This window comes from Candidatus Poriferisodalis sp. (genome assembly GCF_965198245.1).
Lineage (GTDB): Bacteria > Actinomycetota > Acidimicrobiia > Acidimicrobiales > Poriferisodalaceae > Poriferisodalis.
The window spans coordinates 747,392-763,094 of the sequence record NZ_OZ240249.1 but is presented as its reverse complement, the minus strand read 5'-3'; the positions used below and the strand labels follow the sequence as shown (position 1 = coordinate 763,094).

The window sequence follows — 15,703 nt, the reverse complement described above, 5'->3', positions numbered from 1 at the left end:
CAGTCCTGATCGAAGATTGCTGGGTCGTCGCTGAAGTAGTTGCCGGTGAGCACCTGGTAGCGGACGCCGGCCGAAGGGCGTTTCCCCACGACTTGCAAGTAGCAGCCAATGCAGATTGATCGGCGAAGCTCGGTTGCGGTGCCTTAGGTTTGGTGTTGCCAAACAAAATGGTCTGCTCCTGAGTCCAACCTATGCAGACGGCTCAGGTGGTTTGTGTCGACCTTAATGCTGCGTAACGGTCCGCTGCTTCAAGGCATGTCTTGACGACCAGGCGAGAATACGGCTACGTTCGGCGATTACAAATATCAAACAAATATTGGAGTGAACTGTGTCTATCCGAGCGCTCAGACTTCTTCCACTGCTCCTCGTCTTCGCGCTGTTCGCCGCATCCTGCGGCGACGACGCCGACAGCGGATCTGCCGACGACACGTCGGCTCCGGCCCCAACAACAGCTGCAGCGGAGCCGCCCGCCGAGGAGCCGGTCGAAGAACCGCCGACGGTTGGCCTTGCTCTGCCTACCGCCAGGAATGACGGTGGGTTCAGCCAGTCCTACTATGACGGGCTGCTTGCGGCTGAGGCGGCCTACGGACTGACGATCGCCGTACAGGACAATGCCGGCGACCCGGAGCAGACGGTTGACGCCCTGCGCAATCTCGCGGCGACGAACGATCTCGTCATTGGCGTCGGCGCCCAGTTCGCCGAGGCCGGCACGATCGTGGCGCCCGAGTTCCCGGACGTCAAGTTCGCAATCGTCAACGGGCAGGCCACCGACGACCCCAATCTTCACATCTACATCGTCCGCCAGGGCGTGCCCGCTTATCCCGCCGGTGTGATTGCCGCCGGCCTCACGCAGACCAACAAGGTCGGATTCATCGGCGGGCTTGAGATCCCGCCCACAACCCAGTCGGCTGACGCGTTCTCGGGCGGGGCCACCTCTGTGAACCCCGACATCGAGACCGTTTCCACCGTCGTCGGCGACTTCGAGGACGTGACCGGCGCGAAGGAAGCTGCGGCTGCCCAGATCGCGGCCGGCGCAGATGTCCTGTTCGCCTTCGTGAACTCTGGACTCGAGGGCGTGCTCCAGGCCGTCGACGAGAGCGGCGAAGACGTCAAGATCTTCAGCGTCATCTTCCCCCAATGCGGTCGCTCGACCCAGTTGGTGGGGACGGCAACGCTGAGTTCCTTGGCTCAGGTCGACACGATGGTGTCAGCGTTCCTGTCAGGTTCGATGCCGGCGGACCTCACCCTTTGGGGGGTCGAGGACCCGAACATCCAGTCATTCGTGCTCTGTCCCGACTACGCCTCCGCGGACTTGGAGGCCCAGGTTGCCGACCTCATCGCCGGCATCAACGACGGATCCATCATTCTGCCGCCCGGGGTCTAGCTTCGACAGCTCACGGCTATCACCCAAAGGGACAGACGATGCACGAGGTAGAGAACTACCGCGGTGCCTACGGCCAGGACCAGTACCAGCTGGCCATGAACACAAACCTGCCGCTGGGCGCGGAGCGACCCATGTTCTTCGTTCCCGGCGCCGGGCAGATGGAACTGGTCAGCAAAGCTCAGAAATGGACGCAGTGGGGTCCGTTCCTCATTGTCGACGAGTACGTGGGCTGGTACCGGGAGGCGTTGCAACTTCGCGAGACCGTGGTCATCGGTGATTGGAGTCCGATCTGCAAGTTCAACATCTCCGGTGGAGATGTCCACCAGTTCATGCGGTTCCTGCAAACCCGGAAGGACTTCGCTGATATCGAGGTCGGCCAGTCGATGTACACCGTGATGGCTCGGGAGGACGGCAAGGTCATCCAGGATCCCCTGATCACCCGTGTGTCCGAGGACACGTACATGATCACCACGGACCAGATCGACAGCTGGCTGCAGCACGTGATCGAAGTCGGGAACTTCGACGTGCAGGTCACCGACATTCGCACCCAGTACTGCCTGATGTCGATCCAGGGACCGAACTCCACCGCGCTGATGAACGACGCCGCCGGGCCCTCGATGGAAGGGCTCCGTTTCTCCCGGCTGCAGGCCACCGAGATCGCAGGCATACCGTGTGAAATCCTGCGGCAGGGATTCACCGGCGAGGTCGGCTACGAGATCTACGTCGAGGCCGATCGAACGAACGACCTCATCGCTCATCTCGTCGAAGCAGGCCACAAGCATGGACTCGGCTTCCTTGGCAACTACACGTCGAGGCTGACCCGGGCCGAGGCCGGGCTGGTGATGCTGCACTTCGACTATCAGTGCGCCTTCGAGGGGGATCCCGGCATTCTGCGTCGCAACCAGCTCGATCCGGAGATGAGCTATTGCTCACCGTTCGAGCTCAACCTCGACTATCTGGTAGGACTCGACCGCGAGGACGACTTCATGGGCAAGGCCGCGCTGCAGGCGGAGATTGACGCAGGCGGCCCGGCCCGGCGGATGAAGGGGCTGGTCTGGAACAGTGACGACGTGATCGAGCTGTACGCGGCCCAGTTCAGGGACGAACCGTCGCCACCGCCGATCCAATTCCCGCATCCGCTGTATCCCGAGGCCTTCCCGATCGTTCACGATAGGCAGCAGGTTGGATGGGCGACGAGCGTCTGCTACAGCCCGATAGTTCGCCGAGTGTTCTCCTTCGGCCGCATCGATGTGGGGTTGACCGAGCCGGGAACAGAGGTCACCATCAGCTGGGGCGGCGGCGAGTTCCCGGCGATGGAGATACGGGCCGAGGTGGTAGATCCCCCGTTCGTGTCACGCAAGCGCGCCCAGAACCGCGCGGCCGGGTCCTGATCCGGCGACGACACGCCATCTGCTGTGCCGGGACACCAAAACGACATTCCTTCGGGACCGGCGAAGTCCGCAGTGCTGCATGCTGAGGGCATTACCAAGGCCTACGGGAGCCTGCTCGCCTGCTCGGATGTCGACTTCGATCTTCGCGCGGGCGAAGTCCACGCCCTGTTAGGCGAGAACGGAGCGGGCAAGAGCACACTGATGAAGATTCTCTTCGGGCTCGTGCGCCCTGACCGGGGAACCGTTTCGGTTCACGGCCAGCCGATTCGGCTCCGCAGTCCCCGAGATGCCAAGGCAGCCGGAATCGGGATGGTGTCTCAGCACTTCGAGTTGGTGGACAACCTCACGGTCTGCGAGAACGTGGCCCTCGGGATCGGTTGGTGGCGGTCCAGCCGGCTCTCCCGGCTCGCGTCGGAACTCGCAGACTTCTCGTCACAGCACAGTTTGGAAGTGAGCCCGCACGCCAGGGTTGGCGACCTTCCCATCGGGCTCCAGCAACGGGTCGAGATCGTCAAGGCCCTCTTCGGAGGGGCGGAGATCCTGATCATGGACGAACCGACCGCGGTGCTGTCACCGGTCGAGTGGACGGGCCTCCAACAGGTGATCAGGTCGCTGGTCACCGACGGCAAGTCCATCGTCTTCACCGATCACAAGCTCCATGAAGCCCTTGCCGTCGCCGACCGCTGCACCGTGCTGCGTCGCGGCCGCAAGATCGGAACCGTCGACGCTTCCGACGCCGATGAGAAGACCATCGCCCGGATGATGGTGGGCCGCGACGTCTCGCTGCTCTCAAGGAACACCCCCAACACACCCGGAGATCCAGTCCTCGAGCTGAGATCGGTCTCCACCGCCTCAGCTGCGCACGACGCGAATCTCGACGACGTCTCCTTCTCCGTGCACCGGGGTGAAGTCTTCGGAGTTGCTGGCGTGGAGGGCAATGGCCAGAGCACGCTGGCCGACGTGTTGACTGGGCTGGTAGTGCTGACCGAGGGCGAAGTACTGCACTACGCCTCGCCGGAGACATCGATCCCGGGGGGCGAAAGACGTTCAGCCACGGGGCTGATTCCCGCCGACCGGCATGCCATCGGCAGTGCAGTCGATCGCTCGCTTCGGGACAACCTGATGTATCGCGACTTTGCCGCTGCGCCGCTGTCGAAACGGGGGTGGCTGCAGTTCGGCGCTATCGATCAGCACTGCATGCGGCTGTGCGAACGGTTCGACATCCGCGCGCCGGGCATGCACGCCGCCTTCTCCGACCTCTCGGGAGGGAACCAGCAGAAGGCTGTGATCGCACGCGAGATGCACAACAGTCCGGAGTTGCTCGTCGCCGTCCATCCGACCCGAGGCCTCGATGTCGGCGCCATCGAGTTCGTCTACGAGGTCATACGGACCTTCCGGGACGCGGGCGGCGCTGTAGCGCTCATTTCAGAGGAACTCGACGAGATCCTGGCTCTGTCGGACCGGTTCGTCGTGTTGTTCAAGGGCAGGCCGAGCGAGGTGATCCGCCCCGATGAAGCGGACCTCACCGACATTGGCCTGAAGATGACAGGCGCGTCGGCGTGAGTTGGCAGCCGACTCGATCCGCAGCCCTTCGACCGGTCCTGGCCTCGGGCGTCGCGCTTTGTCTAGCTCTGTTGACATCGGCGATCATCCTGGTTCTCAACGACCACGATCTCGGCACAGTGGTCAGCGCGGTGTTCCAGGGGGCCTACGGCGGGACTCGCCCGGCCGCGTCGACTCTGAGCAAACTCATCCCGATCATGCTCTGTGCCACCGGCTGGATCGTGGCCTTCCGGGTGAGGCGCATCAACATCGGCCTCGAGGGGCAGATCATCGCAGGAGGGCTGGCGGCGGGCTGGGTCGGCATCAATATCGAGGTGCCCTGGGGGCCGGCCCACCTGCTGATAGCCGTGGCGGCCGGACTCGTCGGCGGTGCGCTCTATGCCGGTATCGCTGCATGGATGTGGGCGCGAGCCGGAGCGAGCGAGATCCTCACCACTCTGATGCTCAACCTCATCGCCATCCAGGTGCTCGCCTGGGTCATCCGGGGCCCCATGCAGGACAAGGGCAGCGGGTTTGCCCGCAGCGAGAGCGTCAGGGATTCGGCCCAGTGGCCCGAGATGTTTGCAGGCACCGCACTCCATTGGGATGTTGTCGGGGTGGTCGCGCTGATCGGCCTCACCTGGCTCGTGCTGGCCAGGACCACGTTGGGCTTCCGCTTCGACATGGTCGGCGCCAATCCCGAAATGTCCCGCCACATGGACGTGTCTCCGGCTCGCTTCGGAGTGCTGGCCTTGCTCATCTCGGGCGCGTTGGCAGGCCTCGCCGGCAGTTCCCGGATTCTGGCTGGCGAAGTCACCACGGTGTCCGACAACTTCAGCGCGAACTATGGATATGACGGCATCGTCGTCGCTCTGCTCGCACGCAACTCGATTCCAGGCCTGCTTCCCGCGGCGCTCCTCATTGCGACGTTGCGCCAAGGCGGGGGTGCGCTGCAATCTCGAGCTGGGGTCTCCTCGGAGATCGTGCTGGTGGTGCAGGGTCTGATCATCCTCGCCGTGGCGGCCAGCGTCCTGCTCGAGCATCGCTGGGGACGCCAGCGGTCAGCCGTGCCTGTACCCGAGGCGGCTCATCATCCGGCGGGGGGGTTGTGATGGAGCCCTTCGACGCGCTGTGGCTAGCAGCCTCCGTCCGCCTGGCGATCCCGTTGCTCTTGGCGGCGACTGGCGAGCTCATCTCCGAACGCGCTGGAGTGCTGAATCTGGGACTCGAGGGCATGATGCTGTCAGGCGCGTTCGTCGGCTATTGGGCCGCAGCAAGCAGTGGGAGCATCACCGCGGGCATTCTGGCCGCCATTCTGGCCGGCGCGTTCGGGGGCCTCCTCATGGCTGCGGTGGCGATAGGCCTGCGTGGAGACCAGGTAGTCGTCGGGATCGGGCTCAACATCGGGGCTCTGGGCGCTACCAACTACGCGCTGGAGCGGGCCTTTCCCGAAGGTTCCCTGCCGATCGACAGACTTGACCCGATCGCCATTCCCGTCCTCAGCGAGATCCCCTGGATCGGCGGGGCGCTCTTCGAGCAGAATCTGCTCGGGTATGTCGCGTTCGTGCTGATCGGGGTGGTTGCCCTGATGCTCGCTCGAACCGGCCTCGGACTCGGGATCCGTGCGACGGGACAGAACCCGTCGGCCGCGAGCGCCGCCGGAGTGAGTCCCCTTCGCACACAGTGGGTGTCGACGACGATTGCGGGAGCGTTCGCCGGCCTAGCCGGCGCGTACCTGTCCATCGGCTCGGTCGGCGTCTTCAGAGAGGCCATGACCTCAGGACGGGGCTTCATCGCGATCGCGATCCTGGTGTTCGGCCGATGGCGGCCAGCGGGCGTACTGGTTGGCGCACTGCTCTTTGGCGCAGCCGACGCCCTCCAGCTGAGACTCCAGGCCGAGTCAGCTGTTCCGGCGTCGGTGTGGATGTTGATCGGCATCATCGCCGCACTCCTGATCTGGCGGAGTCTCAGACGCACCGAGGTGGTCGGGCTACGAACCCTCGGCCCGCTGGCGGCAGTGTTGGTGGCCTCGCTCCTTCTTCTTGTGATACGTCCTGACATCTCCATACCCAGCCAGATCTTGCTCGCTGCGCAATACGTCGTGGCGCTCGTGGCACTCCTTGCCAGCCGCCGTGAGACCAACATGCCGAGATTCCTCGCCACCCCTGTACCCCGTAACTAAAGGAGCACAAACGATGCAAAAGACCAGGAGTGAATCCGGGGCGAGCGAGAGCGATTCTGTTGACATCGCGCTGCTGGGGCAGCGGATCCGCCTCGTCCGCACCGACCTGGGCATGACTCTCGCAGACGTAGCCCGAGAGACAGGGTTGTCCACTGGTTTCTTGAGCCAAGTCGAGAACGGGTTGACGAACGTCAGTCTGGGCGCGCTCTACAGAATTGCTGGCGCGCTCAAGATCACCGCACCCGAACTCCTAGCTCAGGGCGCGGAACCAATTGTGAGCGTTGTCCGGCGCGACGAGGGTGTGTGGAGGAGCGCTGACGAAGCGGATCCTCCGCAGCTTGCTCGGATGCTTACGTCGACTCCGCGTCGACGAATGGAGATACGTGAATGTGTGGTGCCCCCCGGATTCAGAAGTGATCCTGCATGGACACATGCCGGTGACGAGATCCTCTATGTCCTAGAGGGCACTGTTTCCGTCGAGCTTGAGGGTCATGGAGTCGAAACTCTGGAAGCCGGAGACACGATGGTATTCGTGGCGAATGTGCCTCACCGGTGGATCGGCGGAGATTCTGAGGCCCGGCTTCTCAATATTGTCGTTCTGCTCCCGGGATCGTCGCCGACCCTCTCGCAGAGTGTCCCGGACCACCTGGCCTGAGAATGTGTCGGTCAAGAGTACTTGACTCTCCTCGACGCTTCCCTCAACTCACTGAGGCATTACTCATCAGCAACAGTCGAAGAAAGAGAAACTTGATCCGATGAGTCTAGAGTTCTTTGGTTCCCCGCTCACTGATCGACTCTTTGCCTGTAGTCCTTTTACTGCTGCAGCTCGGAGGGCGAATGTGCAGGGAGCTTGGGCGACCTGGGGAGAAAATGCGTTACCTGAGTTCTTTTCCAGCATCGCCGCAGAAACTGCTGCAATCCGTAATGCGGCAATGCTGGAGGACAAGTCACCTCTGGCCAAGATTCATATTCATGGGCCAGATGCAGAGCGCTTCATCAATCAACTGATTCCGAGAGATGCAACGCAGATTGCCATCAATCATGCATACTACACACCATGGTGCGATGATCTTGGGAAGGTCATCGTTGAAGGCATGCTACTGAGACTGAGCGAGACTGACTTCATCGTCACAGCAGGTTTGATGAATCGATGGTTATCGCAGCAGCGCAGACGGCTAGACGTTGATTTTGAAGACGTCACAGATCGGTTTGGGATTCTCGCGCTGCAGGGACCGAACGCGCTGTCAATTCTCCAAGAAGCAACCGGACAAGACTGGTCTGATCTAGAGTTCTCTCGGGGCCGCCGAGCAGCATTCTCCTCGGTGCCAGTACACGTTTGGCGCACGGGATTCACGGGAGTCAAGGGCTACGAACTCTGGGTTCCCCCGGAAGCTGGGAACGACGTTTGGGAGGCGCTTGTATCTACACCTAATGGGGCCTCGATCGAGCCGTGTGGGCACGCATCTCAAGACATCGTTCGCGTCGAGGCTGGCATGGTGCTGCCCGCCATCGACTATGCACGAGCGGGTCCAGATGTCGTAAAGGCGCATAGCTATGGCTTGGTAGCTGATGCGTACCATGCTTCGCCGTACGAACTAAATCTCGGACGCTTTGTGGACTTCAAGAAAGGTGACTTTGTCGGAAGAAAGGCACTCCTTACTGAAAGTCAAGCCGGAGGCATCGGACGTCGTATTTGGGCCATGAGAGTTGACTGGCGTCAGCTTATTTCGTCATACTTGGAGCGTGATGAGATGCCGATCGTCAACGGTAAAATTCGGCGTATCCCCCCTATGCAATTGCTGAGTGGGGGTGACGTCACTGGATTCGCGACGAGCATCGGTTGGAGTTCGAATCTCAAGGAAGTAATCGGGTTCGCCCAATTGCCGGCTTACCTAGATCCTCATGATGCTGTATTCCTGAGATGGGATGAGAGTGAATACCCGATCGATGTTCCGATTTCTCTCTCGAGACTGCCGTTCGTGAAGCCGTCGCGAAAATAGGAGGCACGGCGTGAGAGACGCGCCGGTGTCCGCGGAAGACAGCCAAGGCAGGTCGCTGAGCCGCGTCGCGATCAGCTTGCTCTGCGGTGTCCGGCTTGGCAGCGACCACCCGGTGACGGCTGTGGATGGCCGCAGGTGCCGCCTCGGTTCGTCGGCGCTCCACATGTGCCCGACGTCTGTGCAGTGGCGGCCTTGCTGGGCGTTGACAGCGTCAGGTTCTGAGCAGGTTGCTGGCGCACTGATTCGTTGAAGGTGTCCATCATGTCGCGGCACTCGAACACGCGGTTGCGGCGACCAGCGCTTCGTTGCTCCAAGACGCCGGCGGCGGCAACTCGGGCAACCGCTCGTTGGGCTGTTCGCTTGTCAACCCGCAGCAGGCCCATGGCGCTGTCGACGGTGACCACGGGGTGCTGAGGGAGTTGCCGCAGCAGGCGGAACGCAGCGCTCGAGGTTCGGATGCCCGACGAGCGAGCCTGATGGACCCATCGCTCGGCGAGCGATTCGACGTGCGTGGTGAGCCTGCTCCGCAGAACGCAAGCATGATCGGTTGCCTCAGCCAGTAACTCGATCCAAGGCCGGAATGCCTGCGACCGCTGAGGCGCATCAGGCTCGCAGACGACACGAGTCAGGTCGAGCGCGTCGAAGTACCGCTCCTTGTTGAGCATCAGCGACGAGCTCACCGGCAGCGCTCCGCTCCCGATCACCCTGTCGCGCAGGTACATGTACTGGATCAGTGCCCGGCCGGTTCTCCCGTTCCCGTCGGGGAAGGGGTGGACTGTCTCGAACTGGGCGTGAGCGATCGCTGCACGCACGAGCGGTATCCCGTCGCCGTTGACGAACTCGATGAGGTCTTCGAGCAGGTCGTGCACGAGTTCCGGTGGCGGGCCGACGTGGCGAGCTTCGAGCGGGCCGCCGAGGGCGCCGCCGCCGACCCAGTTCTGCCGGTCGCGGAGCTGCCCGGCAATCGGGTCGTCGTCCCCCATCAACGTTGCGTGGATCTCGCACAACGCATCGATCGTCAGGTCTGCGCTCGACGCTGCCAACTCACTCGCCTTCTTTGTTGTCGCGACGTTGCGCAATGCCTGCATCTCGGGGACGGGCGGCTGGGTGCCGAAGAGGCTGAGTTGCGCTTCCGCTCGGGCAACTTGACGAGCTGACGGCCGGATCTCTTCGATCGTGCTCGAGGCGATGCTCTCAGCTCGGTCCAAGAGCCACTCCGAAGCCAACGCTGGAGCGCTCGCTGTCGACTGCGCGAGATCCTCGCATCGCTGCGTCGCAGCGGTGATCCGCTGCCATGTGTCAGCGTGCAGTTCCGGTGCCCATCCGCTGATCAGATGAGGGACGAAGGCAGAGAAGATCTGCCCCTTCGGGTCGGTCGGTCGAGCTGCGCGAGACGTGAATGTCCGGTCGGCCCAGAATCGCTGCTGGTTCCAACCCACGATCGCGCCCTTCCGAGTTGTCGCTCTGATGAGGTTAGCGACATTTCAGATGTTATTTGATGATGAATTGTCGTTCGGACTGCTCCTTCTCTGTGGTCACTCTGACCCTCCCATTCAGGTACCCGCAATTGCAGGTGACATGGCGTTCGCGGCAGTACTTACGCTGCGAACGGTACGGCCCTGTCGCGGGTCGTGACGACGGACGACCTGGGGGTAGCGGTGGCCGTTCCAGTACCCGACCTGGACGAGCTTCGGGCGATTTCGCAGAACTGGAATCTGCGACTTCACGACGACGAGGCAGCCATCGCCAAGCTCTACGCGACAGAGGCTGCAGTGGCGGCGACCCGCGAAGCGACGCAGATCTTTGGCGGCTACGGCTTCATCGACGAAACCCCTGTGGCGCGGTTCTATCGCGATGCGAAAATCCTGGAGATCGGCGAAGGCACCAGCGAGATTCAACGAATCGTGATCTCGCGTGAACTCGGCCTCGTCCGACCGGACTAGCTGTTCTGGACATAGAGGTTGGTAGCAGCGGGATGGCCGGATAACGGGCGTTGACCCGTGAGGCAGAAGGGCCGTCAGTGATACGTGGCGATGGAAACGTCGGTCGGGCCGTCGAATCCCGTCGGGTCGGCGGTGATGACGGTCCGGCTTGTTGCTCGTGCCGTGGCGGCGATTATGAGGTCGTGGGCGCTGCGCGTCCGGCCAGCTCTTTGACCTCGAGCCCTTCGCCGCGGGCGAGGGGCTCGATGCGGGCGATGGCTTCGCCACGCCGGACGACGGTGAATCGCTCTCCGCGGTGCTCGACGGCGTCGAGCACGTCCGCCAAGCCTCGTGCGGCTTCGGTTGCGCTGATCTCCGTCACAGAATCAGATTATCTGATGTTGTGAGAGCCTTCCGTCGAATAATTGGCGCCTCCAGCGGCCCGAAATTCACCTGCTCCCACGGTTGTCACGCCATAGATTGCGCCTCAGCTTCGCCGCCGGGCTGAAACGGCGTGCCTGCCTCACCGCACTGACCGCGAGACCGCACCCCTGTGGAGCCTGGCCGACTCGACCGCATTGGTCCAAGGGCGCCCGTCGGGGAGGCCGTCCGGCCGCCACGCCTGCACATGCTTACACTCGAGGAGAAGCCCGTGGCCATCGACGAAATCGAACGGAACACACTGGTGAACAAGCTCATCACCACACTCGGCGAAGATCCCGCCGCCACCCTCATGAAGACCGTCTGGCCTCACGGCACGGACAACCTCGCCACCAAAGACGACCTACGCGAATTCGCCACCAAAGACGACCTACGCGAATTCGCCACCAAAGACGACCTACGCAATTTCGCCACCAAAGACGACCTACGCGAATTCGCCACCAAGGACGACCTGCGCAATTTCGCCACCAAGGACGACCTGCGCGCTCTCGAGGAACGCATGCGCGCCTACGTCGACAGCGCAATCGCCAGGCAGACCCGCACGATCATGCTGGCCATGGCAGGGTTCATGACGGCCCTGATGGCGCCGCTGTACGCAGGGCTGCTCGCCTAGATCTTCCTGCCGGGACTCATTGAGGAAATATGCCCCGCGGGCGACACCGGTGCTGCAACAGGGGTTGCGAGACCTGAGAGACTGAGCGCCGTGGCCCACAACGTTCTCGGAGGCGAGCTGCAGCCCTGCTCATACGACCCGCTCACCGGTTGGTTCCGGGATGGCTGCTGCAACACAGACTCCGGCGACCACGGCGTCCACACTGTGTGCGCGGTGATGACCGCTGAGTTCCTCGAGTTCTCCAAGGCGGCAGGCAACGACCTGTCGACGCCGCAGCCGGCCGGCGGCTTCAACGGCCTGTCCCCCGGCGATCACTGGTGCCTGTGCGCGGCCCGCTGGACCGAAGCACTCGCCGCCGGAGCCGCACCCCAGGTCGTGCTGGAAGCGACCCATGCCCGCACCCTGGAATGGGCAGACCTCAGCGACCTCGAGGCCCACCGCTTCAGCGGCGACCCAGTCTGATCCGAGCGCCGCGAACATCTGTTGCTGAGCTGGGCCGTGACCAGCCGGTGGGTGCGCTGGACAACATCGAGTGGGTTGCGAACCAAATGGCCGGATACCGGGTGGAGATGCTCGGCGCGCTGGCGCTGGTGTGTCTCGCCAGCCTGTTGGCGAGCACGCTCACGGTGTCTCCGGCTTCGGCGGCAAGCGACGAGCCGACGGTCACCATCAAGAGGCGCGGACACCCGGAGAGCATCATCGGAGGCCAGTACCTCTCGTATCGCCTCCGGGTTGATGCGCTGCCCGGCAATGGGGTCAGCGTGGGCGTCAAGGTGCACTGGAGTGTGCCCTATCCAGAAGACCCACTTCCTTCTGCTGCCCAGTCGGGACTTGTCGCTGCGGACAGGGACGGCGCATTGGGCTGGGACAAGATATTGGGGCCCATCTCCTCCGCTGAGGACCGACCGATGCTTGCCAGAGTCCAGATCATCGATCCGGACGACATCGCGCCGGCGAACGACATCTACGACGGCGCCTACGACCACTGGGGGCTCAGCGACTACAACGTCGGCAGCGCAGACTCGCTCCTCATCGCCGTCAACCCCCAGCTGTCGGTGGTCGGTGCCTCGGCGACCGAGGGCACCGATTCGCACCTGATCTTCAGGGTGGAACTCGCACCGCAAGCGACGGTGACGGTGACGGTGACGGTGACGGTGACGGTGACGGTGACGGTGACGGTGACGGTGACGGTGGAATATGCCACCTCCGACGGCACCGCGACGGCGGACAACGACTACACGCAAACGAGCGGCACGCTGACCTTCAATGTGGGCGACACGGTGAAGACGATCAGCGTGCCGGTTGTCAACGACACCGAAGACGACAGCGGGGAGAAGCTGACGCTCACCTTGAGCAGCCCCTCCGGTGTCACGAGGCTCGTCGAGCAGCCGGGTGGGTTCACCCTCCCCGGCGATGGCCGAGTCCCTCTGGGGGAGTGCCGTGTCTGGTACGGCGACACCTACTGCAACCCCGGCGGTTACAGCCCGGTGCACTTCGCCGCCACCGTGTCGGCGACGGGGACGATTCTGAACACCGAGCCAGGGCCGGATCCGTCGGTCGACGACCTGCCGCTCGTGACGATCCAGGCCGACTCCGCCTATGCGGGAGAGGGCTCCGACGCGGTGTTCACGCTGACCCGCAGCTCGGGTTTCTCGGAGGCCCTGACGGTTCCCGTATCCGTCCATGAGACCGGCACGATGCTGAACTCCCCGGCGACGACCAGCGCGACGTTCGCCGCGGGCGAGTCGGAGACCGAACTCCGGGTTCCCACCGACGACGACGATGCGTTCGAGGCCGACAGCGTGGTGACGGTGGAAATCGAGCCGGGGAGCCTGTACCGCCTGGGCGCAAACTCGTCGCAAGAGGCGACAGCAACAGTCCTGAACGACGATGCCGCTCCGGTGCCCGTCCCAGCGTCGGCAAGTCCGGGTGTCACGGTGTGGTCAGCGGACATGACAGTGGTCGACTACGGGAGCGGTGGATCTATCGGTGCCGGCAGCGCCGATCTGTTCTCGAACCAAGGCGAGAGCGATGGCCTTCAGGCGCTGTGGCTCTGGTACTCCACCTCCGAGCATTCCCTCAGGCTGGCGTTCACGACGAACGTCAATACCGATGAACTGAGGCTGCATGCGGGCGATGTGGTGCTGGCCTTCCCTGAGCAAGGATCCGTGAACTCGGGATTTACCTGGGAGAACGTGGACGATCCCGGCTGGACGGACGGCGAGACGCTTGCGGTGCGCCTTGTACGGGGGCAGGCAGAGGCTTCGGCGTCCCATACGGCGACAGAGGAATCCGTGGAACCGCCGTCTGCGCCCCAGAACCTGGCGGCAACCGTGAACAACGACGGCTCGATCACGCTGATCTGGGACGCGCCGGGCGACGATTCCGTCACCGGCTACCAGATACTGCGGCGGCGGCCTAGTGAGGGCGAGAACGCCCTGCTGGTCTACGTGACGGACACCGGGAGCACGGCGACCACGTTCACGGACACGGACGTGACGGCGGGCATCCGGCACACGTACCGAGTGAAGGCGATCAACCAGGCGGGCCTCGGTACAAGGTCGAAGCGGGTCCAAGTGGTCCCGTAGGAAGTGCTGCGTTGTAAGCGCGAAGGCCGATCAGCCGATTTCAGACCCGCGAATCGGATCACTCTCGTCACCGGCAGGCTTAGCCGTCCGGGCGAACCTCGATCGGTGCGGGCGGCACCCGCACAACGTTGAGCAGGGCGCGTTCGCCTAGGGGCTGAGACAGCTCGACCGTGACCCGTGTGGAGGGGTTTCCCGGGCAGGTGGCTCCGCCTGAGACCGGAATGACGGCAAACGCCACGAGCACGCTGTCGGGGGTCTCGATGACCTGCGGTCCTTGGAGGGCGTCGCCCATCTCGCGGCCCCCAGCGCAGTCGATCTCTCTCACCTGCAGGTGAATGCTCGTGTCGGCGGGCTGTGGCAGCGAGCCGGGATCGAGGTGGACTTCGACATGGGCAAGACCCGGCGGGAGCGCCACGAGTGCTTCGCACGGGCGGTTGGGTCCGCCGAAGCCTGACAGCACCCACCTCTCGCCGGCCCGGCGGAACGATGCACGCCCGACGATGACGTCGCCGTCGATGATGGCGAACGTGACGCGGTCGTCGTCGATGCGCATGACTGACCAGTCGCCCGTGGGCAGTGGTTCGGGGCTCGGAGATCGGAGCTCGTCACGCAAGGCCTCCACGGCGGGATGATCGACTTCGTCGACCGAGAGCGGGTTGACCAGCCGGGAGTAGCGCACCGATCCGAAGCCGCGGCAGACCACCAGCGGGTCCTCGGCACTGACCAGCGGGACGATGTCCAACGGCCCGCTGGGCGGCTCGGGCCTGTAGGAGACGTCGACGCACACCGGCTCTGTGGGCACAAGTTCAGCGAGCCGGTCCAGCGTCGCGTCGGGCGGGTCGATGAAGCCGACCCCGACCCGGTTCCGCGTCGTCCGGATGCCGAAATGGCTCACGCCTTCGAGGTCTTGTGCGTTGGCTTGGATCTCTGCCCGGACGGCTTCGAGCTCGGCCGTGGAGTAGTCGGCTTGGACGACATCGAATCTCGCGCCGTCCGGCAGCAAGGCCGCTAATGCCTCGCGGTGGGCCTCAACACCGTCGGTGAACGCTGCCACGAGCGCCCCGCCGTGTGCCCGATCGATCCACAGATCGGCGAACGTCTCACGGTGCTGTCCGCCGTAGTCCCGGATGATGCCAGTCAGCTCGTCATCGGGATTCTGGGTACCGCTCAGATTGCCTTCGACGGTGCTCTCCAGCTCGGATATGTCATCGCACGCCAAGAGCACACCGGTTGGAGCGACCACCGTTGTAACCGTTGGCGACGGCGTGCCCGATGCTGAAGGTTCGGTCATCGCCGAAGAAACCAGTGCAGAGGCAGAGGTCGAGTCCTGGGCGGCGTCCGTTCCCGCAGTGGAGACCTGGTCCACCGGGTCGGCCGATCCGCACGCCGCAGCAGGGATGATCGCAACCGTTCCCAGGACCCAAGCGCAGGTCCGCAGCCGCAGCCGATCTGCCATGTCGCTTGGCCTACTACTCCGTTCAGCAAGCAGCCAGACGCGCCGCCCGATTGACACCACCTTGTTGTCAATTTGACGCCGCTTCGTCGTCAACGGCCGGGTCGACTCCACGCCATAACCAAGCTGATCCGCGACACGCCTCCACCGAACTCAGGGACCCCCAGAGCCTCCAACAAATTCAAGT

General features: G+C 63.6%; 14 protein-coding genes. 11 read left to right on the top strand and 3 right to left on the bottom strand.

Annotation, left to right across the window (positions count from 1 at the left end):
• The first annotated feature begins 328 nt into the window (after positions 1–328).
• The 7 genes from ACOCMM_RS03550 (at position 329) to ACOCMM_RS03520 (ending at position 8,499) form a co-directional block, all read left to right on the top strand.
• Positions 329–1,384 (top strand): BMP family ABC transporter substrate-binding protein, encoded by a 1,056-nt coding sequence (locus ACOCMM_RS03550; RefSeq protein WP_419551814.1) that lies wholly within the window; start codon positions 329–331, stop codon positions 1,382–1,384.
• Positions 1,385–1,422: 38 nt separating this feature from the next.
• Positions 1,423–2,775, top strand: a complete 1,353-nt coding sequence (locus ACOCMM_RS03545) for an aminomethyltransferase family protein (protein ID WP_419551813.1) — start codon at positions 1,423–1,425, stop codon at positions 2,773–2,775.
• 24 nt (positions 2,776–2,799) lie between these two features.
• A complete protein-coding gene (locus ACOCMM_RS03540; RefSeq protein ID WP_419551812.1) occupies positions 2,800–4,338 on the top strand; it encodes an ABC transporter ATP-binding protein in 1,539 nt (512 codons plus the stop codon).
• Positions 4,339–4,409: 71 nt separating this feature from the next.
• Positions 4,410–5,429 (top strand): ABC transporter permease, encoded by a 1,020-nt coding sequence (locus ACOCMM_RS03535; protein WP_419551811.1) that lies wholly within the window; start codon positions 4,410–4,412, stop codon positions 5,427–5,429.
• Positions 5,429–6,499, top strand: a complete 1,071-nt coding sequence (locus ACOCMM_RS03530) for an ABC transporter permease (protein ID WP_419551810.1) — start codon at positions 5,429–5,431, stop codon at positions 6,497–6,499. Before ACOCMM_RS03535 ends, ACOCMM_RS03530 begins: the two co-directional genes overlap by 1 nt.
• A 13-nt stretch (positions 6,500–6,512) precedes the next feature.
• On the top strand, positions 6,513–7,154 hold the full coding sequence (locus ACOCMM_RS03525; protein WP_419551809.1) for a helix-turn-helix domain-containing protein: 642 nt from the start codon (positions 6,513–6,515) through the stop codon (positions 7,152–7,154).
• A 100-nt stretch (positions 7,155–7,254) separates the two neighbouring features.
• Positions 7,255–8,499 (top strand): aminomethyltransferase family protein, encoded by a 1,245-nt coding sequence (locus tag ACOCMM_RS03520; protein ID WP_419551808.1) that lies wholly within the window; start codon positions 7,255–7,257, stop codon positions 8,497–8,499.
• Between the two features lie 71 nt (positions 8,500–8,570).
• On the opposite strand, the gene ACOCMM_RS03515 is transcribed toward ACOCMM_RS03520, so the two are convergent.
• Positions 8,571–9,938 (bottom strand): Fic family protein, encoded by a 1,368-nt coding sequence (locus tag ACOCMM_RS03515; RefSeq protein WP_419551807.1) that lies wholly within the window; start codon positions 9,936–9,938, stop codon positions 8,571–8,573.
• Positions 9,939–10,130: 192 nt separating this feature from the next.
• On the opposite strand from ACOCMM_RS03515, the gene ACOCMM_RS03510 reads away from it, so the two are divergent.
• A complete protein-coding gene (locus tag ACOCMM_RS03510) occupies positions 10,131–10,442 on the top strand; it encodes an acyl-CoA dehydrogenase family protein (RefSeq protein WP_419551806.1) in 312 nt (103 codons plus the stop codon).
• Positions 10,443–10,614: 172 nt separating this feature from the next.
• On the opposite strand, the gene ACOCMM_RS03505 is transcribed toward ACOCMM_RS03510, so the two are convergent.
• Positions 10,615–10,803, bottom strand: a complete 189-nt coding sequence (locus ACOCMM_RS03505) for a type II toxin-antitoxin system Phd/YefM family antitoxin (protein WP_419551805.1) — start codon at positions 10,801–10,803, stop codon at positions 10,615–10,617.
• Positions 10,804–11,073: 270 nt separating this feature from the next.
• Here ACOCMM_RS03505 and ACOCMM_RS03500 point away from each other — a divergent pair, with 270 nt between their 5' ends.
• The 3 genes from ACOCMM_RS03500 to ACOCMM_RS03490 all read left to right on the top strand — a co-directional run bounded on the left by ACOCMM_RS03500 (position 11,074) and on the right by ACOCMM_RS03490 (position 14,063).
• Positions 11,074–11,475: a hypothetical protein gene (locus ACOCMM_RS03500; protein WP_419551804.1), complete on the top strand. Its 402-nt coding sequence runs from the start codon at positions 11,074–11,076 to the stop codon at positions 11,473–11,475.
• Positions 11,476–11,565: 90 nt separating this feature from the next.
• Positions 11,566–11,937: a DUF2237 family protein gene (locus tag ACOCMM_RS03495; RefSeq protein ID WP_419551803.1), complete on the top strand. Its 372-nt coding sequence runs from the start codon at positions 11,566–11,568 to the stop codon at positions 11,935–11,937.
• 47 nt (positions 11,938–11,984) lie between these two features.
• Positions 11,985–14,063 (top strand): Calx-beta domain-containing protein, encoded by a 2,079-nt coding sequence (locus ACOCMM_RS03490; protein WP_419551802.1) that lies wholly within the window; start codon positions 11,985–11,987, stop codon positions 14,061–14,063.
• Positions 14,064–14,142: 79 nt separating this feature from the next.
• Here ACOCMM_RS03490 and ACOCMM_RS03485 read toward each other — a convergent pair whose 3' ends face one another.
• Positions 14,143–15,519 carry a hypothetical protein gene (locus ACOCMM_RS03485; protein WP_419551801.1) on the bottom strand — a complete coding sequence of 459 codons (1,377 nt, stop codon included), beginning with the start codon at positions 15,517–15,519 and terminating at the stop codon, positions 14,143–14,145.
• Positions 15,520–15,703 lie beyond the last annotated feature (184 nt).